15 protein-coding genes are annotated in these 20,610 nt (G+C 69.9%); 8 read left to right on the top strand and 7 right to left on the bottom strand.

From position 1 onward, the window contains the following. Nucleotide 1: 1 nt before the first annotated feature. From sdhA to sdhC, 3 genes are read right to left on the bottom strand one after another with little or no spacing between them, the layout of a single operon-like run. Entirely contained in the window at nt 2-1,831 is a 1,830-nt protein-coding gene (sdhA, locus tag F9B98_RS02630) for a succinate dehydrogenase flavoprotein subunit (RefSeq protein ID WP_150952466.1), read from the bottom strand. A 46-nt stretch (nt 1,832-1,877) separates the two neighbouring features. Beyond that, on the bottom strand, nt 1,878-2,336 hold the full coding sequence (locus F9B98_RS02625) for a succinate dehydrogenase hydrophobic membrane anchor subunit (protein WP_150952463.1): 459 nt from the start codon (nt 2,334-2,336) through the stop codon (nt 1,878-1,880). Continuing rightward, nucleotides 2,336-2,770, bottom strand: coding sequence for a succinate dehydrogenase, cytochrome b556 subunit (gene sdhC, locus F9B98_RS02620; protein WP_013583715.1), 435 nt, complete (start codon nt 2,768-2,770; stop codon nt 2,336-2,338). The genes F9B98_RS02625 and sdhC overlap by 1 nt, the downstream gene beginning before the upstream one ends. Nucleotides 2,771-2,994: 224 nt before the next feature. Here sdhC and F9B98_RS02615 point away from each other — a divergent pair, with 224 nt between their 5' ends. The 8 genes from F9B98_RS02615 (at nt 2,995) to F9B98_RS02580 (ending at nt 12,570) form a co-directional block, all read left to right on the top strand. After that, complete coding sequence (locus F9B98_RS02615; protein ID WP_150952460.1) at nt 2,995-4,113, top strand: mannose-1-phosphate guanylyltransferase; 1,119 nt, start codon at nt 2,995-2,997, stop codon at nt 4,111-4,113. A 259-nt stretch (nt 4,114-4,372) separates the two neighbouring features. Beyond that, a complete protein-coding gene (locus tag F9B98_RS02610; RefSeq protein WP_150955783.1) occupies nt 4,373-5,446 on the top strand; it encodes a BMP family lipoprotein in 1,074 nt (357 codons plus the stop codon). Nucleotides 5,447-5,599: 153 nt separating this feature from the next. Beyond that, nucleotides 5,600-7,117, top strand: a complete 1,518-nt coding sequence (locus F9B98_RS02605; RefSeq protein ID WP_150952458.1) for an ABC transporter ATP-binding protein — start codon at nt 5,600-5,602, stop codon at nt 7,115-7,117. Continuing rightward, on the top strand, nt 7,114-8,442 hold the full coding sequence (locus tag F9B98_RS02600; RefSeq protein ID WP_150952455.1) for an ABC transporter permease: 1,329 nt from the start codon (nt 7,114-7,116) through the stop codon (nt 8,440-8,442). The genes F9B98_RS02605 and F9B98_RS02600 overlap by 4 nt, the downstream gene beginning before the upstream one ends. After that, on the top strand, nt 8,439-9,716 hold the full coding sequence (locus F9B98_RS02595; RefSeq protein ID WP_150952452.1) for an ABC transporter permease: 1,278 nt from the start codon (nt 8,439-8,441) through the stop codon (nt 9,714-9,716). Before F9B98_RS02600 ends, F9B98_RS02595 begins: the two co-directional genes overlap by 4 nt. Before the next feature lie 36 nt (nt 9,717-9,752). After that, complete coding sequence (locus tag F9B98_RS02590) at nt 9,753-10,154, top strand: cytidine deaminase (protein ID WP_013583709.1); 402 nt, start codon at nt 9,753-9,755, stop codon at nt 10,152-10,154. Next, a complete protein-coding gene (locus F9B98_RS02585) occupies nt 10,151-11,440 on the top strand; it encodes a thymidine phosphorylase (protein WP_150952449.1) in 1,290 nt (429 codons plus the stop codon). Before F9B98_RS02590 ends, F9B98_RS02585 begins: the two co-directional genes overlap by 4 nt. Next, the gene (locus F9B98_RS02580) at nt 11,440-12,570 is read left to right on the top strand and encodes an adenosine deaminase (protein ID WP_225310196.1); all 1,131 of its coding nucleotides are present in this window, start codon (nt 11,440-11,442) and stop codon (nt 12,568-12,570) included. The genes F9B98_RS02585 and F9B98_RS02580 overlap by 1 nt, the downstream gene beginning before the upstream one ends. An 85-nt stretch (nt 12,571-12,655) precedes the next feature. Here F9B98_RS02580 and F9B98_RS02575 read toward each other — a convergent pair whose 3' ends face one another. The 4 genes from F9B98_RS02575 to F9B98_RS02560 form a co-directional block, all read right to left on the bottom strand. Beyond that, nucleotides 12,656-13,558 (bottom strand): class C sortase, encoded by a 903-nt coding sequence (locus tag F9B98_RS02575; protein ID WP_225310195.1) that lies wholly within the window; start codon nt 13,556-13,558, stop codon nt 12,656-12,658. 101 nt (nt 13,559-13,659) lie between these two features. Beyond that, on the bottom strand, nt 13,660-15,192 hold the full coding sequence (locus F9B98_RS02570) for a SpaH/EbpB family LPXTG-anchored major pilin (protein WP_263641776.1): 1,533 nt from the start codon (nt 15,190-15,192) through the stop codon (nt 13,660-13,662). Nucleotides 15,193-15,257: 65 nt separating this feature from the next. Then, nucleotides 15,258-19,598 (bottom strand): LPXTG cell wall anchor domain-containing protein, encoded by a 4,341-nt coding sequence (locus F9B98_RS02565; protein WP_150952436.1) that lies wholly within the window; start codon nt 19,596-19,598, stop codon nt 15,258-15,260. Between the two features lie 223 nt (nt 19,599-19,821). Further along, nucleotides 19,822-20,604, bottom strand: a complete 783-nt coding sequence (locus F9B98_RS02560; protein ID WP_150952433.1) for an alpha/beta hydrolase — start codon at nt 20,602-20,604, stop codon at nt 19,822-19,824. Nucleotides 20,605-20,610 lie beyond the last annotated feature (6 nt).

Raw genomic sequence — 20,610 nt, 5'->3', positions numbered from 1 at the left:
CTCAGTACTTCCTCTCCAGCGGCGGGTAGCGCAGCTCCCCGGCCTCGTTCTTGGTGAACACGACGGGCTTCCAGCCGAGTTCGATGTGGTCGGCCGGGTGCGACGAGTGGGGGTCTCCCGACAGGTACGCCATCGTGTGCTGCATGTAGTTCTCGTCGTCGCGCGTGGGGAAGTCGTCGCGCATGTGACCGCCACGGCTCTCTTCGCGGTTCTGCGCCGAGTAGACGACGACCTCGGCGAGGTCGAGCAGGAAGCCCAGCTCGACGGCCTCGAGCAGGTCGGTGTTGAAGCGCTTGCCCTTGTCGTCGACGTGGATGTTCTTATAGCGCTCGCGCAGGTCGGCGATCACGTCCATGACGTGGGCGAGGGACTCGTGCGTGCGGAAGACCTGCGCGCCCTTGTCCATCTCGTCCTGCAGCGTCTTGCGGAGGACCGCGATGCGCTCGGTGCCGCTGTTGTTGCGCAAGCTCTCGATGAGGCCACGCACCTCGGCGGCGGGGTCTTCGGGCAGCGGCACGAAGTCGGCGGTCTTGACGTACTCGACGGCGTTGCGGCCGGCGCGCTTGCCGAAGACGTTGATGTCGAGCAGCGAGTTGGTGCCGAGGCGGTTCGAGCCGTGCACAGAGACGCACGCGCACTCGCCGGCGGCGTACAGACCGGGGACGACGGTGTCGTTGTCGGCGAGGACCTCTGCCTTGATGTTGGTGGGGATGCCGCCCATGGCGTAGTGCGCGGTCGGCATGACCGGCACCGGCTCGACCACCGGGTCGACGCCCAGGTACGTGCGGGCGAACTCGGTGATGTCGGGGAGCTTGGTCTCGAGCACCTCGGCGCCCAGGTGCGTGCAGTCCAGCAGCACGTAGTCGCGGTGGGGGCCGGCACCGCGGCCCTCGGCGACCTCTTGAACCATGCAGCGGGCGACGATGTCGCGGGGCGCGAGGTCTTTGATGGTCGGGGCGTAGCGCTCCATGAAGCGCTCACCGCTGGCGTTGCGCAGGATCGCGCCCTCACCGCGTGCACCCTCGGTCAACAGGATGCCGAGACCGGCGAGGCCGGTCGGGTGGAACTGGAAGAACTCCATGTCCTCCAGCGGCAGTCCCTTGCGCCACACGATGCCGACGCCGTCACCGGTGAGGGTGTGGGCGTTGGAGGTGGTCTTGAAGATCTTGCCGAAGCCGCCGGTCGCGAAGATGACGGCCTTCGACTGGAACACGTGCAGCTCGCCCGTGGCCAGGTCGTAGGCGACGACACCGGCGACCTGCGTCTTGCCCGCGGCGTCCTTCACGGTGACGAGGTCGAGCACGTAGAACTCGTTGAAGAAGTTGATGCCGAGCTTGACGCAGTTCTGGAACAGCGTCTGCAGGATCATGTGGCCGGTGCGGTCGGCGGCGTAGCACGCGCGGCGCACGGGGGTCTTACCGTGGTCGGCGGTGTGCCCGCCGAAGCGGCGCTGGTCGATCTTGCCCTCGGGCGTGCGGTTGAACGGCAGGCCCATGTTCTCGAGGTCGATGACGGCGTCGATGGCCTCTTTGGCGAGGATCTCCGCGGCATCCTGATCGACGAGGTAGTCGCCGCCCTTGATGGTGTCGAAGGTGTGCCACTCCCAGGAGTCCTCTTCGACGTTGGCGAGGGCCGCGGCCATGCCGCCCTGCGCCGCACCGGTGTGCGAACGCGTGGGGTAGAGCTTGGAGATGACGGCGGTCTTCGCGCCGGGGCCGGCCTCGATGGCCGCGCGCATGCCGGCGCCGCCGGCGCCGACGATGACGACGTCGAACTGGTGGTAGTGGACGCCGTCCTTGACGATCGAGTCCGAAGCGGTCTGAGTGCTCACGTGTGCAATGCCTCTGCTGTCAGGGGAAAGAAGGGGTGCCGCCGGCTCAGGCCGACTGGCACACGTCCCACAGGGAGCTGCTCTCGGTCACGCCGAGGCAGGGGTCGAAGGTGAAGACGACGAGCGTGCCGAGCAGGATGAGGAATCCGGCCGACGCCCACAGCGACCCGATGAGGATCTTGCGGACGGTGGCGTTGCCGACGTAGTCGTTGACGATCGTGCGCATGCCGTTGGCACCGTGGATGAGAGCCAGCCACAGCATCAGGACGTCCCACCACTGCCAGAACGGCGTGGAGAGCTTGCCCGCGACGAAGGCGAAGTCGATCTGGTGGATGCCGTCGCCCGTCATGAGGTTGACGAAGAGGTGGCCGAAGATCAGGACGATCAACAGCACGCCGGAGGCGCGCATGTAGATCCAGCCCCACTTCTCGAGGTTGGAGCCCTTCTTGCGCACGCTGGGCGTGCGAGGGGCGGGGATCGTGGCGGCTTCTTGGGCGACGGACATCAGTGGCTCCCGGTGACGGCGCTGAAGACGTTGATCAGGTGGCGCGGGGTGAACCCGAGCATCGTGACGACCCAGAGGCCCAGCACGCCCCACCACAGCTGACGCTGGTGACGCGTGGCCCACGGCCAGAAGTCCACGAGGATGATGCGCAGGCCGTTGAAGGCGTGGTAAGCGATGGCGCCGACCAGGGCCACCTCGCCGAGGCCCATGATCGGGTTCTTGTAGGTGCCGATGACGGCGTCGTAGGCCTCGGGCGAGACGCGGATGAGCGCCGTGTCGAGGATGTGCACCAGGAGGAAGAAGAAGATGGCCACACCGGTGATGCGGTGAAGCACCCACGACCACATTCCCTCGCGGCCCCGGTAGAGAGTGCCGCGCGGCCTCTTCGAGGTGGTCTCTTTCACCGACGGCGTGGCGCGTGCTGGTGCTGACACGGTCGTCCTCCCTGATCGAACACGGTGTGGGGCCTCGCACGGGCCCCGAGCGTCACACGGGCGCCAATGAATACTACGTCCGGGCTATGAACGGCGGGGATTAGGGCCGCCTAAGACTCTCTCGATATCGAGATATCTCGGGGGTCGGTTCACCCCGCGCGTTCACCCCCGCTCGGCCTCGGGGCGTGAGGGTACCCGCAGGCGCGACCGATAGGGTCGCAAGCATGGCAGACCCCGCTATCGACGACTTCTACGCCGTGATCCCCGCCGGAGGGATCGGCAGCCGCCTGTGGCCCCTTTCCCGCGCGGACGCGCCCAAGTTCCTGCACGACCTGACCGGGTCGGGGCAGACGCTGCTGCGCGACACGTGGGACCGGCTCGCCCCGCTCTCCGGCGACGGGCGCATCGCGGTCGTGACCGGCCGTGCCCACCGCGCCGCGGTCGAGCGCGAGCTGCCGGGCGTTCCCGACCACAACGTCTTCCTCGAATCGGAGCCGCGCGACTCCTCGGCGGCAATCGGCCTCGCCGCCGCGATCCTCGTCCGCCGCGAGCCCGACGTCATCATCGGCTCGTTCGCGGCCGACCACGTCATCCGCCAGACCCGTCAGTTCGAGTTCGCCGTGCGTCAGGCCGTCGCGGTCGCCCGCGAGGGCTACATCTGCACGATCGGCATCCAGCCCGCCGAACCGTCGGTCGGATTCGGCTACATCAAGCAGGCCGACGAGCTCATCGTCGACGGCGCCCCCGAGGCCTACATGGTCGAGCGCTTCGTCGAGAAGCCCGATCTCGACACCGCGAAGCAGTACTTCGCGGACCGCGCCTACCTGTGGAACGCGGGCATGTTCATCACGCGCGCCGACGTCCTGCTCGCCGAACTCGCCGTCAACGAGCCCGAGCTGCACGCGGGCCTGCTCGAGCTCGCCGAGGCGTGGGACGACCGCGACCGCCGCGGCCCCGCGGTCGACCGCATCTGGCCGGGCCTGAAGAAGATCGCCATCGACTACTCCGTCGCCGAACCGGCCGCCGAGAAGGGCCGGCTCGCTGTGATCCCCGGCCACTTCGACTGGGACGACGTCGGGGACTTCGCGAGCCTGTCCAAGCTCAACTCCTCGGGCGGACGCAACGAGCTCGCCATCCTCGGCGAAGATGCGCGCGTGCTCTCCGACGCATCGAGCGGCATCGTCGTCTCGCAGACCAAGCGCGTCATCAGCCTGATCGGCGTCCGCGACATCGTCGTGGTCGACACCCCCGACGCTCTGCTGGTCACCACGAGCGAGAACGCCCAGCGCGTGAAGGGCGTCGTGGACGCCCTCAAGCTGACCGGGCGGGGCGACGTCCTCTGACATCGCGTACCCCCTGACGAGTTCTGAGACCGGATGCCATACCTCATGGCATCCGGTCTCTTCCTGTCCGCGCGTGTGGCGGGGGCGTGACGCGAGATTGCGTCTTTGTAACCATTGGCCCGCGCGGGGGCTCCCGGGGCGCAAGCCCGGCGACACAGTAGGTAACGTGACGGGATCGTCCCCCGAACCCGTTGGGGGCATCCGTCTTGGAGGACCATTCGTGAAGACCACGAAGAAGGCCGTCGTCAGCGGTCTCGCCATGATCGGCGCCGCCGTGCTGCTCGCCGGTTGCGGCGCTGCGCCCGAGAGCACCGGCTCGACCGCTGCCGCCGGGGGAGACATCGTCGAGGGCTTCACCCCTTGCATCATCTCGGATGACGGCGGCTGGAACGACCGCTCGTTCAACCAGTCGGCCAAGGAGGGCATCGACAAGGCGGCGAGCGAGCTCGGCGTCAAGGCGATCGAGGTCGAGTCCAGCTCGGCGAACGACTACGCCCCCAACCTCGAGAACCTCGTCGCCGAGGGCTGCACCTTCATCGTCGCGGTCGGCTTCAAGCTGAGCGCCGACACCGTGGCCTCCGCCAAGGCGAACCCCAACCTGCAGTACGCGATCATCGACGACCGTGCCGACACCGACAACGACGGCAAGACCGACGCCCCGAACATCAAGCCGCTGCTGTTCGACACCGTCCAGGCCGCATACCTCGGAGGTTACGCCGCCGCCGCCTACTCGGCGGAGAACGGTGTCAACAAGGTCGGCACCGTCGGTGGCATCCCGATCCCGCCCGTCACCATCTTCATGGACGGCTTCGTCGACGGCGTGAAGAAGTACGACGAGGACAAGGGCGCGAGCGTCCAGACCTTCGGATGGGACGTCGCCGCCCAGAACGGTTCGTTCACCGGTGGCTTCGCCGCCAACGACGCGGCCAAGCAGGCCGCTCAGGGTCTGCTCGACCAGGGTGTCGACGTGCTCCTGCCCGTCGGTGGCCCGATCTACAGCAGCGCGGCCGACGCGATCCGCGACAGCGGTTCGAAGAGCGTCATGCTCGGTGTGGACTCCGACCTCGCCAAGGCCGACCCGAACGTGGCCGACCTGGTTCTGACGTCGGTCCTCAAGCGCATCGACAGCGCCGTCTACGACTCGGTGACGCAGGCCGCCAAGGGCGACTTCGACGTGACCCCCTACGTCGGCACGCTCGAGAACGACGGCGTCGGCCTGGCCGACTTCAACTCGAAGTTCACGCTGCCCGCCGGTCTGCAGGACGAGCTGTCGGCTCTGCGCGAGCAGATCGTCTCCGGCTCGCTCAAGGTCACCTCGCCCAGCTCGCCGTAAGCAGCGCTCGCGAAGCCGCGGTCGCCCGGATGTCGAGTCCGGGCGACCGCGGCCGTGAGGCCCCAGGGAATCAGCCGCGGTCACTCGGACCAGCAGTCCGAGCGACCGCGGTTTCTTTCCGTCTTCTCAACGTCTTCGAATAGGGTGCACAGCATGAAGCTCGAGCTCCGCGGTATCACCAAGCGGTTCGGGTCCCTGGTTGCGAACGACCACATCGATCTGGTCGTCCAGCCTGGTGAGATCCACGCTCTCCTCGGAGAGAACGGTGCCGGTAAATCCACACTCATGAACGTCCTCTACGGCCTCTACCAGGCCGATGAGGGCGAGATCCTGCTGGACGACGTCGTCCAGCGCTTCCGCGGCCCGGGCGACGCCATGGCCGCGGGAATCGGCATGGTGCACCAGCACTTCATGCTCATCCCCGTCTTCACCGTCGCCGAGAACGTCATGCTCGGCCACGAGAGCACCAAGGCGCTGGGTGCGCTCGACCTGAACGCCGCCCGCCAGCATGTGCGCGACGTCGCGCAGCGCTTCGGCTTCGAGGTCGACCCCGACGCCCTCGTGGGCGACCTGCCCGTGGGAGTGCAGCAGCGCGTCGAGATCATCAAGGCTCTGTCTCGGGATGCCAAGGTGCTCGTGTTCGACGAGCCCACGGCCGTGCTCACTCCGCAGGAGACCGACGAGCTCATGGGCATCATGCGGCAGCTGCGCGACGAGGGCACCTCGATCGTCTTCATCACGCACAAGCTCCGCGAGGTGCGCGAGGTGGCCGACCGCATCACCGTGGTCCGCCTGGGCAAGATCGTCGGCGAGGCGGAGCCCACCGCGAGCAACGGTGAACTCGCCTCCCTCATGGTCGGCCGCGCCGTCGAGCTCACCGTCGTGAAGGAAGCCCCGAAGGCCGCGGCATCCGGAGGTCTGTCCATCCGCGACCTCCGCGTCGTCACGCCCGAGGGGACCGTCGTCGTCGACGGCGTCGATCTCGACGTGCGCCCCGGCGAGATCGTCGCGATCGCAGGCGTGCAGGGCAACGGCCAGACCGAGCTCGTCGAGGCCATCGTGGGTCTCGCCGACGGCGTGAGCGGAACCGTCGACCTCGACGGCACCGACCTCGTCGGCAAGAGCGTGCGCGCCATCCTTGACGCGGGCGTCGGCTTCGTTCCCGAAGACCGCAAGGAAGACGGCCTGGTCGGCGGGTTCTCCGTCGCCGAGAACCTCATCCTCGACCGGTCCTCCGACTCCGCCTTCGTTTCCGGCGGGACGATCAAGCGCGCAGCGCTCAACTCGTTCGCCCGCGACCGCATCGCCGAGTACGACATCCGCACGCAGTCGGCATCCACCCCCGTCGGCACCCTCTCGGGCGGCAACCAGCAGAAGGTCGTCATCGCCCGCGAGATGAGCCGGCCCCTGAAGCTCTTCGTCGCCGCCCAGCCCACCCGTGGCGTCGACGTCGGCTCCATCGAATTCATCCACAAGCAGATCGTCGCCGCGCGCGATGCGGGCGTGCCCGTGATCGTCGTGTCGACCGAGCTCGACGAGATCGCCGCCCTCGGCGACCGCATCGCGGTGATGTACCGCGGCGGCATCGTGGGAATCGTCCCGGGGGACACCCCGCGCGAGGTCCTCGGGCTCATGATGGCGGGCGAGCAGCCCGCGGAGGAGACAGCGTGAGCGGCCACATCCCGAGCACGGGTGCGAACGGGGACTCCGGTCTCCCGCCCGAGCAGCTGCCGACCGCATCGGGTCCGCTGACCGGTCACACCCCGGCCGAGACGCCCGCCCCGCCGCGCACGAACCAGTTCCTCACCGAGCTGCTGCGTTCGTCGTGGATCACCACGGTGCTGGCCGTGGTCGCGGCGATGATCGTGGGCGGCATCCTGATGGCCGCCACGAACGACCAGGTGCGCGTGACCGCGGGCTATTTCTTCGCCCGTCCCGGCGACATGCTGGCCGCGATCTGGAACTCCGTCTACGGCGGATACGAGGCGCTGTTCCGCGGTGCGGTGTTCAACTCCCGTGTCTCCGACTTCGGCGCGCAGATCCGCCCGCTCACGAACACGCTCGGGTTCGCGGCCCCGTTGATCGCCGCCGGTCTCGGCGTCGCCCTCGCCTTCCGCGTGGGCCTGTTCAACATCGGTGGGCGCGGTCAGATCCTCATCGCCTGCGCGTTCGCCGGTCTGATCACCTTCAACCTCGACCTGCCCATGATCATTCAGCTCCCGCTGACGCTCATCGTCGGCATCGCCGGCGGAGCGCTGTGGGGCGGCATCGTGGGTCTGCTCAAGGCCCGCACCGGGGCGCACGAGGTCATCCTCACGATCATGCTCAACTACGTCGCCTACTACCTGGTGACGTGGATGGTGCGTACCCCCGGCCTGCTGCAGCGTCCCGCGGGTGACCAGCCGATCTCGTCGGCGACTCCGGCGGGCGCCCAGTTCCCCGAGCTGTTCGGACCCCAGTTCCCGCTCCTCGACCTCGGCTTCGTGCTCGTGATCGCGGCGACGGTGTTCGTGTGGTGGCTCATGGAGCGCTCGAGCCTCGGCTTCCGCCTGCGCGCCGTCGGCGAGAACCCGCACGCCGCACGCGCGGCGGGCATCTCGGTGCCCCGCATGTACGTCTACGCGATGCTGTTCGCCGGAGGCCTCGCGGGCCTGGCCGGCATGAACCAGATCCAGGGCGCGGTGACCACGGGCTTCGACGGTCTCATCGACTCGGGCATCGGCTTCGACGCCATCACCGTGGCCCTGCTCGGCCGCAGTCGTCCGTGGGGCGTGTTCGCCGCCGGCATCCTGTTCGGTGCCCTCAAGTCGGGCTCGTTCACGATGCAGGCGTCGCAGGGCATCCCCGTCGACATCGTGCTCGTCGTGCAGGCCCTCATCGTGCTGTTCATCGCGGCCCCGCCGCTGGTGCGCACGATCTTCTTCCTCCCCAAGAGCGAGGCCGAGCGCGCGGCCAAGGACCGGGCCAAGGCGGCCAAGAAGGCGGTGGCGGCATGACCGCGACGCATCTCGCGGATGACGCGATCCAGCTGACCACGGTGCGCGTGCGCCACATCAAGCTGGCCGTGAGCCTGGTGGTCGTGACCGTCCTGCTCGCGCTGCTGTTCGCCCTCGTCCCGCGCGACGGCCAGAGCAGCTTCCGCCTCGGCGACCCGGCGTCGGACATCGACCTCGGCACCGTCGCGGTGCCCACCGCGGTCACGAGCTGGAGCGTGCTCGTGCTGCTCGTGCTGCTGACGGCGTGGTCGGTCTGGGACGCCGTGAGCTACCGCCGCACCCCCTTGTGGTTGCCGGTGGCCTTCGGGGCGCTGGCCGTGTTCGCGTTCCTCGTGTGGGCCGCCGCCGACGGGCTCGTGCCGGTCACCGGTCTGCTGTTCGGTGCGGTCTCGCTGTCGGTGCCGCTGATCTTCGGCGCGCTGGGCGGTGTCATCGGCGAGCGGGTCGGCGTCGTGAACGTCGCCATCGAGGGCCAGTTCCTGTTCGGGGCGTTCAGCGCCGCGCTCGTGGCATCCCTCACCCGCAACCCCTTCCTCGGACTCGTCGCGGCCATGGTCGGCGGCGTCCTGGTGGCATTCGTGCTCGCGGCGTTCTCGATCAAGTACCTCGTCGACCAGGTGATCGTCGGTGTCGTGCTCAACGTGCTCGTGACCGGCCTCACGGGCTTCCTCTACGGCGCGCTGCTCGTGCCGAACGAGGACGTGCTGAACCGCCCGGAGCGCTTCCCGCGCATCGAGATCCCGCTGCTCGGCGATATCCCGATCATCGGACCGGTGCTGTTCAACCAGACCTTCATCGTCTACCTGATGTACGCCGTGGTCGCCGTCGTGGCGTGGGGCCTGTACCGCACGCGCTGGGGCCTGCGCCTGCGCGCCGTGGGCGAGCACCCGCAGGCCGCCGACACCGTCGGCATCAAGGTCAACTCGAGCCGCTTCTGGAACGTCTCGCTCGCGGGCGCCATCGCCGGCATCGGCGGCGCGTACTTCACCCTCGTGTCGGTGGGGCAGTTCACCAAGGAGATGACCGCGGGCCTCGGCTTCATCGCCCTCGCCGCCGTCATCTTCGGCCGGTGGGACCCGATCCGCGCGACCCTCGCCGCGCTGCTGTTCGGCTTCGCGACCAACCTGCAGAACCTGCTGACCGTGCTGCGCACCCCCATCCCCAGCGAGTTCATGCTCATGCTGCCCTACGTCGTGACGATCATCGCGGTGGCGGGCTTCGCCGGACAGATCCGGGGCCCCGCGGCTGCCGGAAAGCCCTACATCAAGGGCTGACCCCCTTCCCTTCACGAGAGGATCCACCACTCCACGATGACCGACATCGACTGGGACGAACTCCGTTCGGCCGCCACGGATGCCATGCACCGCGCGTACGCGCCCTACTCGCGCTTCAAGGTGGGCGCCGCAGCGCTCGTCGCCGACGGGCGCATCGTCTCGGGGTGCAACGTCGAGAACGCCTCCTACGGCGTGACGCTGTGCGCCGAGTGCGGACTGGTGTCCGACCTGCACATGAGCGGGGGCGGCCAGCTCGTGGCCTTCGTCTGCGTCGACGGGGAGGGGCGCACGCTCATGCCGTGCGGCCGCTGCCGTCAGCTGCTGTTCGAGCACGCCATCCCGGGCATGCTGCTCGAGACCGTCAGCGGCATCCGGACCATCGACGAGGTGCTGCCCGACGCCTTCGGCCCCCGCGACCTCGAGGAGGCGGCACGATGAGCGCCGAGCAGTACGACGCCGTCGACATCATCCGCGCCCAGCGCGACGGACGCGCCATCACCGAGGGCGAGATCCGCTGGCTGGTCGACGCCTACACCCGCGGCTACGTGATGGACGCGCAGATGTCGGCGTTCACGATGGCGGTCCTGTTGAACGGCCTGGGCCGGGATCAGATCCGCGTGCTCACCGACGCGATGATCGCCTCGGGCGAGCGGATGGACTTCGGCTCGCTCGGCAAGGTCACCGTAGACAAGCACTCGACCGGTGGCGTGGGCGACAAGATCACCCTGCCGCTGGCCCCGCTGGTCGCGGCCTTCGGCGTCGCGGTGCCGCAGCTCTCGGGTCGCGGACTCGGCCACACCGGCGGCACGCTCGACAAGCTCGAGTCGATCCCCGGCTGGCGCGCGGCGCTGTCGAACGACGAGATCATGGCGCAGCTGCGCGACGTGGGCGCGGTCATCTGCGCCGCCGGTACGGGCCTGGCCCCCGCCGACAAGAAGCTCTACGCACTGCGCGACGTCACCGGCACGGTCGAGGCGATCCCGCTGATCGCCTCGAGCATCATGTCGAAGAAGATCGCCGAGGGCACCGACTCGCTCGTGCTCGACGTGAAGTTCGGCTCGGGCGCCTTCATGCAGGACATCGACCGCGCGCGCGAGCTCGCCGAGACGATGGTCGCCCTCGGCACCGACTCGGGCGTGAACACCACCGCGCTGCTGACCGACATGAACACCCCGCTGGGGCTCGCGATCGGCAACGCCAACGAGGTGCGCGAATCGGTCGAGGTGCTCGCCGGCGGAGGCCCCGCCGACGTCGTCGAGCTGACGGTCGCGCTCGCCCGCGAGATGCTCACGCTGGCGGGCAAGCCCGACGCCGACGTCGAGGCCGCGCTGAAGGACGGCCGCGCGATGGACGTCTGGAACCGGATGATCCGTGCGCAGGACGGTGATCCGGATGCCGCGCTCCCGACGCCCCGCGAGACGCACACGGTCGTCGCCGAGCGCTCGGGCGTGGTCTCGCGCGTCGAGGCCCTGCCCTTCGGCATCGGCGCCTGGCGTCTGGGCGCGGGCCGTGCCCGGGCGGAGGACGCCGTCGTGCACGCCGCGGGCATCGACCTGCACGTCACCGTCGGGCAGTCGGTCGCCGCGGGCCAGCCGTTGTTCACCCTGTCGGCCGACGACGCGTCGCGCTTCGAGCGCGCGCTCGAAGCCGTCGAGGGAGCGCTCGAGATCGGCGACACCGCCCCGGCGGCCTCGTCGATCGTGCGTGAGCGCATCACCGCGTGATGGCATCCGGAAAGAAGGACACCGTGGCATCCGAAGACTTCCGTATCGGACGGACGAAGATCGTCGACCTGCCGAAGGTCTCGTTGCACGATCACCTCGACGGCGGGCTGCGTCCGCAGACGGTGCTCGAGCTGGCCGACGAGATCGGGCTCGACCTGCCCGCCGATGACGTCACGGGCCTCACCTCGTGGTTCTCGGACCACATCGACGGCGGCTCGCTCGAGGACTACCTCGAGAAGTTCTCGGTCACCGTCGGGGTCATGCAGACGCGCGAGGGGCTCGTGCGCACGGCCAAGGAGTTCGTCGAAGACCTCGCCGCCGACGGCGTGGTCTACGGCGAGGTGCGGTGGGCTCCCGAGCAGCACCTCACCCGCGGACTGAGCCTCGACGACGTCGTGGACGCCGTGCAGGAGGGCATCGAAGCGGGAGAGGATGCCGCGGATGCGCGCGGGCGCGACATTCGCGTGGGACAGCTGCTCACGGCGCTGCGCCACAACGACAACGCGCGCGACATCGCCGAGTTGGCGGTCTCGTGGCGCGGGCGCGGGGTGGTCGGCTTCGACCTCGCCGGCCCCGAGGACGGGTTCCTGCCGCAGCGGCATCGCGCGGCGTTCGACTATCTGGCGGAGCAGTTCTTCCCCACGACCGTGCACGCGGGGGAGGGTGCGGGACTGGCATCCATTCGCTCCGCTCTTCTCGACGGGCGGGCGCTGCGCCTCGGCCATGGCGTGCGCATCGCCAACGATCTCGACGTCGTCTCGCGCGAGGGCGAGGAGGTGCAGGTGACGTTCGGTGACCTGGCACGCTGGGTGCGCGACCGTGAGATCACGCTCGAGCTGTCGCCGACGTCGAACCTGCAGTCGGGAGCCGTCACGGCCTGGGGCGACACGATGGACGCCCACCCGTTCGACCTGCTGTACCAGCTCGATTTCTCGGTCACGGTGAACGTCGACAACCGCCTGATGAGCGCGACGACGCTGACGCGCGAGCTCGGACTGCTGGCGCAGGCCTTCGAGTACGACCTCGACGACCTCGAGGCGTTCCAGCTGAACGCGGCGGCGGGGGCCTTCCTGCCGGTGGAGGAGCGCGAGGAGCTCATCGAGATCATCTCGGACGGGTTCGGGCGGTAAGAGCCCGGGGATCCGCGTCGGGAGCGGGGGCGCGCCGTGAGGTGTCGGCCCCGCTTCTGCGTGGGCGGGGGTGTTGCGGGCGGGCTCACGGGCCGGGGGCTGCTGGCGGCGAGAGGCGGCGGGCGCGGGGCGGGCGGCCCGCCCACCAGACGTAGGTCGCGGCGACCAGGACGGCGGCGGCGAGGACGAAGATCCACCAGGGGAAGCTCGGGACGTCGGGGCGGGCGCCGAGGCCGTCGAGGTCGGCCTGAGGCGTGGGGATCACCCGCTCACCGGTCACGAGGATGCGGTGGCTGTTGATGCCCAGCGGCGTGCAGGTGACGAGGGTGACGAGGTCGCGACCGACGACGGGGACGAGGGACTCGGTGTCTTGCGGCTCGACGACGCGGGTGTCGACGACGCGGTACACGAGCACCTCGCCGAAGACCTCGATGGTGAAGGTGTCGTCGGCCTTTACGCGGTCGAGGTGGGTGAAGAGCTCCGCGGTCGCGAGCCCCCGGTGCGCGGTGAGCACCGAGTGGGTGGTCTCCCCTCCGACGGGCAGGGCTGTTCCCTCGAGATGACCGACGCCCGCGTAGAGGACGTCTTCGCTCGTGCCGTGGTAGATGGGCAGGTCGACGGCGATCGCCGGGATCTTCAGGCGCGCCATGAGACCGCCCTCGTCGGAGCGCAGTTGCTCCGCGTACTCGCTCGACTGGTCGGGGGAGTTGGCGAGGGGCAGGCGTTCGTTCGCGGCGATTTCGGCCCCACCGTCGACGAGGCGGGTGTTGTAGTCGCGGGCCGCGTCGAGCTTCTCGGCCAGGGTGTCGGCGCCCAGGTCGCGGATCTGGTCGGAGTACCCGTCGATGATCTGCGACTGCTCGTACTGCGCGAACCAGGCGGCCACGGTGGGGTACATCAGCAGGGCCACCCCCGCGAGAGCGCCGACCGCGAGCAGGAGGGAGACGACCGAGAGCTTCCACCGGGGCCGGCGGAGGTCACGGCGCAACGACGGAGGGGAGGTCCGGGACTCGGACCTCCCCTCCGGGGAGGGGGACGACGGTGCGTCGGACCGCGCCGTCGTCCCCCTGTTCACTGAGCGATCGTCCCTCAGGCCGGGGCCTGGGTGGCGCGGGCGCGCCGACGCGCGACGACCAGCGCCGAACCGACCATGGCGGCCAGCAGCGCCGCACCGCCGACGCCGAACCACAGGCCGCCGTCGCCACCCGTGATGGGCAGGGCGAACGCGGGCACCTGGTTGTGCGCGAACTCGACGTAGTTGCGCACGGGCGTCGTGGTCGAGGTCGGGCCGGGCACGACCGCGGTCAGCACACGGTCGGGCGAGGGCAGCTGGTAACCGGTGGGCGGGGTGATCTCACGGACCCAGTAGTTGCCGGGCGTGATGATCGGGATGTTGACCGTGCCGTCGGCCCCGGTCGTCCACGTGGCGTTGCCGTTGATCACGATGGGGTTGGCGCCGTTGATGGCATCCTGCTCCGTGAGGAACACCTGGTACACCGCGCCGGCCAGGTTGACCTGGGCGTTGTTGCTGGTGGTGTACGCACGCACGGTGAGCTGGCCGATCGGCGTGCTGCCGGTGACCGTCTCGGTCGCCCCGTTGACGTTGGCCGTCGCGGAGTTGACGATGATGCCGCTCGCCGGGATGGCCGTGGCGCGCGTCAGCACGTTGAACGTCACCGTTCCGCCCTGCAGGCCCGCGAGGCGGGTGCGGCCGGCCGCGGTGAAGGTGAGCGTGAGCGCTCCACCGGTGTTGGTGATGGTGTAGTCCGTGCCCTCGGTGAAGGTCTGCGCGGTCCCTGCCGCGTTGGTGACCACGACGTTCGTCGGGGTCACGCCCGCGGGCACCGTGGCGGCGTTGAGGTACGTCAGCTCGGCCGGCAGGTTGTCGGTGAGCGTGAAGACGTCGATGGCGTCGCCGGCGGCGAGCGTCGGGATCGACGAGGCGATGGCCCAGCGGACGAGGTCGGGGTTACGGGCCTCGACGGAACCGGCCGCAGCGGGAACGCGCGTCTTGGTGAGCTGCGTGACGGCGTTCTTGGGGTAGACGTGCACGTCGTAGATCCACTGGTTGGCGGGGGAGCCCGCGGCACCGGTGGGCGTGGGCAGCGTCACGAGGAACGGGGCGGCCGGGTTGGTGGCGCCCGGCGGCAGCTGAGTCTCGGTGATGAGGTACAGACCGATGGGAAGCTGGCCGTCGGGGTAGCGCGTGGTGGGGACGGGGAAGGTGGCGACACCGTTGCTGTCCGAAACAGTGGAGACGAAGTTCTCCGTGTTCGGCCGCTGCGCCGCCTGAGCCGGGGTCAGCGACGCAGCCGCCGTCCACCCCGCCGCCGTGGTCAGGTCGATGCCCGACACGAGCGTCGCGGTGAACTGCGCGCCGGCCAGCGGGTCGGCCGGCGGGTTCGCGAGCTGCTGGCCCGTGGAAACCGGGTTCAGCGGCGTCGACGGCCCGAGCGCGTGCTTGTGAATAGTGAGTGAGCGGGCGACGGTCGTGTCGATGTTGCCCGGAAGCGTCACAGCCGAGGCCGGTGCGACAGCACCGACGGCGGTGAGGGCTCCGAGCGCGAGGACGCTCAGAACGGCGCCTGCTCTCTTTCGGATGGACATGGATTCTCTCCTCATGGATGAATGAATGAGTGCTTCGGATGGGAAATGGTGCGGTCGGCGGCGTCGCGCGACGGGGGGAGTCATGTCGAAAGGCTCCCTCCCTTGCGTCTGCGTAGGATCACGGCGCCCGCGACGGTGAGGGCGACGAGCAGGCCTCCGGCGAGGATGAACGCGTCGGCGCCCATCCCGCCCGTGAGGGGAAGTCGGGGTCTGACGACCGGGGCGTTGACGAACCGGTAGACGACGTTCTGGCCGGCGGCCGGGGCGGTGACCGAGCGGCTCGTCACCGTCGTCCACGTCGTTCCGTCGAGACGTTCGAGGCGGAGCGTCTGGTAGCTGAGGCGGGTGCCCGAGACGGTCGGCGCCTCCGACAGGGTGTAGCCGTGGCCGGGGCGCACCTCGAAGGTGCTCGCCGCGTTCTGGCCGGCGGCGTAGGCCGCTCCGACACGACTCTGCGTGGGCAGGGTGCTCCCGGTCAGCGCGGCGGGAGTCGCCGTCACGGTCCAGGTCGACGGCTGGAAGCCGGAGGTGGGGGAGACCACGTCCTTCAGCAGGGTCATCGTCGCGGTGGCGTTGGTGACGGTGCAGGTGACCGCCGCCCCCGTACGCAGGGTCACGTCGCTCGTGGCGTTCACCGCCACCTCGGTGCCGGTCGATTCGACGCACCGCCAGGTCCCCACCTGCACGTACGCCGCGTTGGTGCCCGTCTCCGACAGGCGGTACGCCCGCCCCGGCGTCACGGCGACGTTGGTCGCGGAGGCCGCACCCGTGCGTCCGGTCGGTCCCGCGAGTGCGCCGCTCGGTGCTGTGGCCGAGAGCGTCCAGTCGGTCGCCGCGGCCGAGCCGAAAGACACCGCCTTGACGAGGGTGAGCGAGGTGACCGCCTGGTTCGTGAGGGTGCAGGCCACCGTCGACGACGGTCCGACGTTGGCGAGGGTCCCGCTCACGGCGGCACCCGTGGTGGTGAAGGTGATCGGCGCGGTGGTCGTCCCGCTCGCGGTCTGGATCGTGCAGGTTCCGCTGACGAAGGTGAACCGCGACTGCTGCACCTCCGAGATGGTCAGCGTGGCCCGGGAGGCCGCGGATCCGTACAACACCGTCCACACGGCGTTGCCCGAGGCGTCGGAGTTCTGTCGCGGCGCCTCGCTCGGCAGCGCGGTGGCCGTGCCGGTGGTCGCGGTCGCGGCGGTACCCAGGCTCCACCCGGCTGCCGGTGTCGACTGCCCGGTCGCCGGATCGAGCACGAGCTTGGTGATGGTCACCGTGGTGACCGGGCTCGGCGAGTTGAAGAACGTGCACACCACGTTCGCGCCGAGGCGGTCCGGCACCGTGAGCGTGCCGGTCGTTGTGCTCGAATTCGAGATCCGGATGCCATCGGACCAGCACTCGAGTCGGACGGTATACGCGCCGATCACCGACGTCGACCCGCTCGCCATCGCCTCGGACAGGTTGAGGCTCGTACCCACCTGCACGGGGAACGGGCCCACCTGGGCGGCCTGTCGGCCGGTGGCCGTGCCGGTGGTCGTGGCCGAGGCGACAGCGGTGCCGTTGGCGTCGGTGAGGGTGATCTGGAACTGGTCCGCCGCCGCGGCGCGGCCGACGACGTTCTTCAGCACCGACACGGTCGCGGGGGAGCTGCAGGTGGCGAGGTCGGTCGCGGCGAAGTCGACGCGCGACGAGCCGGGGATGCGGGTCCAGGTCGTGGGGTCGAACTCGTAGGTCCGGCTGGAGTCCGAGACGTAGGCGGTGCCCCGCGGCGAGAAGGCCAGGCCGTTCCCGCTCGTGAGGGCGGTGTCGCCGCCCTGGTTGAGGGTGCGGGTGTTCGAGATGCTCACCGGGATGGTGCCGCCGTTCGCCGCGGCGAGGTTGGCGGCGGTGACGGAGAAGATGGCGACGTTGTTGTTCGTCGTCGCGCCGAGCACGAAGAGGTTGCCGCGGGCGTCGAAGGCCATGTCGCCGTTGCCGTTGGGGCCGGAGCCGGCGCTGAACGAGCCGAGATAGGCGTAGCGCGAGGCCGCGGGCGCGGACTCGGTGAAGCTCCACAGGTAGAACACGCCGTTGACGAACTTGCCGAAGATGAACCGGCCGGTGGTCAGGTCGACGGCGCCGGCGACGATGCTGCCGGCGATGGTCGTGCCGCCCGGGCCGACCGTCGTGTACGCCGTGTTCGCCAGGGTCTCGAACCCGCCGGTGCTCGACCACTTCAAGATGGACACCACGTTGCTGCCGGGTTCGGCGGACCGGTTCAGGGCGTAGGCCGTCGATCCGTCGGCGCTGATGCCGAGCGAGTTGGCCGCGGTCACGTTCGACCACGTGCCGATGGTGGCCTGGCCTCCCGAGACGCTGTCGCCCTGGATGAGGGCACCGGTGGCGGTGATGCCGTAGAACAGGCTGGTGTCGCACGCGAGACGGACCTGCTGCACCGTGTTGGTGAAGGTGCACACGACCTCCGCGCCGGGGTCGTTCGGCAGGGTGAGCGAGCCCGAGCGCGACGATCCCACCGCGATGACGGTGCTGTCGCGCGTGCACTCGTAGGAGCTGGCGTAGCCGAGACCGGCGCCCGAGGTGGGGGCTTCGCTGATCGTGTACGTGCCGCCGGCGTCGACGATCAGGCGCGACACCTGCGCGGCCTGGATGCCGGTGGCATTGCCGGTCGTCGTCGCGGAGCCGAGGACGGTGGTGCCGCTGCGCACCGCGAGGGTGAACTGGTCGGTGGAGGACAGGCGCGCGGGGAGGTTCTTGCGGACGGTCAGGCGCGTCGCGGGGGTGACCGTGAGCGTCGCCGCTTCGGGTGCCACCAGCGGGGTGACCACGTTCGCGGCGGCGTTGGTGTACGTCCCCTCGGCGGATGCCACGACGTCGACCGTGATCGTGCAGCTCGAGCCCGCCGTTCCCGCGGCGAGGTCCCCGCCGACGGCGGCGATGGTGGACGAACCGGCCAGGGCGGTGACGGCGAAGGCGGTACCCGTGACCTGCGTGCAGGTGCCGCCCACCGCGGGGGTCGGGGCGACGGTGAGTCCCGCGGGGAGGGTGTTGGTGAAGGTCCAGTCGTTCTTCGCCGCGAGCTCCGAGGTATTGGTGATCGTGTAGGTCAGCGTCGTGGGGGTGCCGACGGGGACGCTCGCGGAACCGAAGGACTGGTCCAAGCTGGGCGTGGCGTCGAGGATGCGGATGTTGTCGACCCCGAAGCCACTGCCGGCTGCCGTGGTCGCGTTCGACAGCCGCACCTGCGCCGAGGCGATCTGCGCGGGCGTGAGCAACGCCGACGCGGTGCCGGTGTAGGTGGCCGCGCGGGCGGAGGTGCTGATGGCCGGGTCGCCGATGCCGATCACCCCGCCGCTCGGGGTCTGCGTCGGCGAGGTGTAGAACACCGCACCCGAGGCCGCGCACGGGTTGACCGCGGAAGGGAAGGCGTTGAGCAGGACCGTGTTCCCCGTGAACAGCGAGAGAGAGAGGGCGGGGTTGTTGCTCGTGCACGGCGCCCCGGCGGCGTCGAAGCGGAGGGTGTAGTAGCGGGACGCGTTCGCGGTGACGCCGGCGGGTGTGGTGGTCTGGGCCACGGTCGTACCGCCCGCGACAGCCGTGTAGGGCAGGCCGACCAGCGCGTGGTTGGAGCGGCTGGCGGGGGTGGATCCGTTGGCGGGGGCGTTCGCGTTCGTCGACCCGGGGGTGCCGGCGCTCAGTTGCCCGAGGACGTCCGCCAACCGCCGCACCTCGCGTGCGGAGAGCGTGGAGTTGATCCCGCCCGTCAGGAGCTGGTTCGGGCAGAAGGCGTTGTTCGGGTAGGGCGCCGAGAAGTTGACCAGGACGCCCGTGCAACTCGTCGGGGCGGCCCACCCGGTCGAGGCGGAGTAGCGGCCCCCGGCATACGCCGTGAGGGCAGTTGGGGCGGTAGTCCCGAGCCCCAGCTCGAAGTTCTCGGTCCACACCTCTGCGGGTGCCTCCGGAACGCCGGCGGCCAGGATGCCGATGCTGCCGGCGGACAGACGGGCCGGGGGCGCGCGGGGCGCCGCCGTCTCGGTCGGGGCGGCGGTGGAGCCCGCAGAGACCGTCGGTGCGGGCGTCGAGGACGGCACCGGGACGGGAGCAGCGGGAGGCGAGACCGTCGCGGTGTCGGTCGGGGCGTCCGGGGCCCGGGGAGCGGTGGTTGCCGTCTGCTCTGCAGAGGGCGAGGGTGTCGGGGTCTGCGTCGTCGTCGGTTCGGGAGCGGCGGTGGGCGTCGTCGTCTGGCCGGCACCGGGCGTCGGCGTCGGGGTCGCACCGGCGACCGCCCCGGCTGGCGACGCCGTGAGACCGGCCACGAGCGCCGCGGTGGCGGTGACGGCGGCGGCCCGCGCGGTCCACAGCCGCAGCAGCGGTCGGGCGGTCGGCGCCCCCCGGCGGACGCGGGAGCGCGCGACGATACGGCGCGAAACGAACATGGGCCTCTCGCACGGCGCGTGAGGCGCCGTGTGGGAACGACGAATACCGGTCGTCCGGAGACGACGGTGATCGAGAGCGGTGGGGGGAGCCGGGCTTTCGTCCGTTCGCGACTCGCGAGAGAACCGGTTGTGAAAATGCTAAGAAGCCACCACGGACACCCTCAATGCTGAGGACTACCGGTTCGACTACCGAGATGACTACTTAGACGGTCGGCGGGGGGTGTCACGGGGCGACGAGGAAGCCCGCCAGCTGATCGGCGATCACCCGCTGCACGATGTCGTCCGACGCGGTCGGTGTGCCGTCGCCGGGCTGCGGACCGTACGACCCGAACGAGGCGTGCGAGGCGCCGGGGATCTCGACGAAGGTCGCGGTCGCAGGCAGCTCGCCCTTGGCATCCGCGATCTTCTGCGGGGTGGACAGGCCGTCTTCCGATCCCGAGAGGCTGAGGACGGGGAGGCCGGATGCCGAGAGGTCGTTCGCGCAGTACGAGGCGAAGAGCACGAGGGCGTCGGCGTCGGGTGCCAGCTGGCAGGCGCGCACACCTCCGAGGGAGTGACCGCCCACGGCCCAGCGGGTGATGTCGGGGGCGAGGTCGGTGAAGGTCGACAGGGGACGTGGGTCGAAGAAGGCGAGGTTGAGCCAGGGCTTCGTGATGACCACCGTGATGCCGTCGTCGACGACCGTGTCGGCGAACGTGGCGATGTATCCCTCGGCCTCGACCTTCGCGCCGGGGATGAAGACCAGGCCCTGGCCGGTCGCCCCCGAGGTGGGGGAGAGGACGATGCCCGATGCGTCGTCGGTGATCGTCAGGCCGGGGTTCTCCCGCGCGGCCGCGAGCGGCTCGGCCTCGGCGCCCATGACTCCCACCTGGCTGTAGATCAGGATGCCGGCGACCAGCAGCACCACGATCGCGCCGAGGCCGCCGAGGATCCAGCGCAGCAGACGACGACGCCGGCGGGGCGCTCGGGGCGCTCCGCCGGCGTCGGACGGGGTCGTGTCGGTCACCCTTCG

It is taken from the genome of Microbacterium testaceum StLB037 (assembly GCF_008763945.1).
In the GTDB taxonomy this organism is placed as follows: Bacteria; Actinomycetota; Actinomycetes; order Actinomycetales; family Microbacteriaceae; genus Microbacterium; species Microbacterium testaceum_G.
Note: the sequence above shows the minus strand (reverse complement) of the source record. Positions and strands in the feature narration are given on the sequence as shown.

Bases quoted from the DNA above. Each gene is read 5' to 3' on its own strand.
- F9B98_RS02565 (WP_150952436.1), bottom strand. From the start codon at position 19,598: ATGTTCGTTTCGCGCCGTATCGTCGCGCGCTCCCGCGTCCGCCGGGGG.
- F9B98_RS02610 (WP_150955783.1), top strand. From the start codon at position 4,373: ATGATCGGCGCCGCCGTGCTGCTCGCCGGTTGCGGCGCTGCGCCCGAG.
- F9B98_RS02590 (WP_013583709.1), top strand. From the start codon at position 9,753: ATGACCGACATCGACTGGGACGAACTCCGTTCGGCCGCCACGGATGCC.
- F9B98_RS02570 (WP_263641776.1), bottom strand. From the start codon at position 15,192: ATGAGGAGAGAATCCATGTCCATCCGAAAGAGAGCAGGCGCCGTTCTG.
- F9B98_RS02625 (WP_150952463.1), bottom strand. From the start codon at position 2,336: ATGTCCGTCGCCCAAGAAGCCGCCACGATCCCCGCCCCTCGCACGCCC.
- F9B98_RS02580 (WP_225310196.1), top strand. From the start codon at position 11,440: ATGGCATCCGGAAAGAAGGACACCGTGGCATCCGAAGACTTCCGTATC.
- F9B98_RS02605 (WP_150952458.1), top strand. From the start codon at position 5,600: ATGAAGCTCGAGCTCCGCGGTATCACCAAGCGGTTCGGGTCCCTGGTT.
- F9B98_RS02615 (WP_150952460.1), top strand. From the start codon at position 2,995: ATGGCAGACCCCGCTATCGACGACTTCTACGCCGTGATCCCCGCCGGA.
- F9B98_RS02585 (WP_150952449.1), top strand. From the start codon at position 10,151: ATGAGCGCCGAGCAGTACGACGCCGTCGACATCATCCGCGCCCAGCGC.
- F9B98_RS02595 (WP_150952452.1), top strand. From the start codon at position 8,439: ATGACCGCGACGCATCTCGCGGATGACGCGATCCAGCTGACCACGGTG.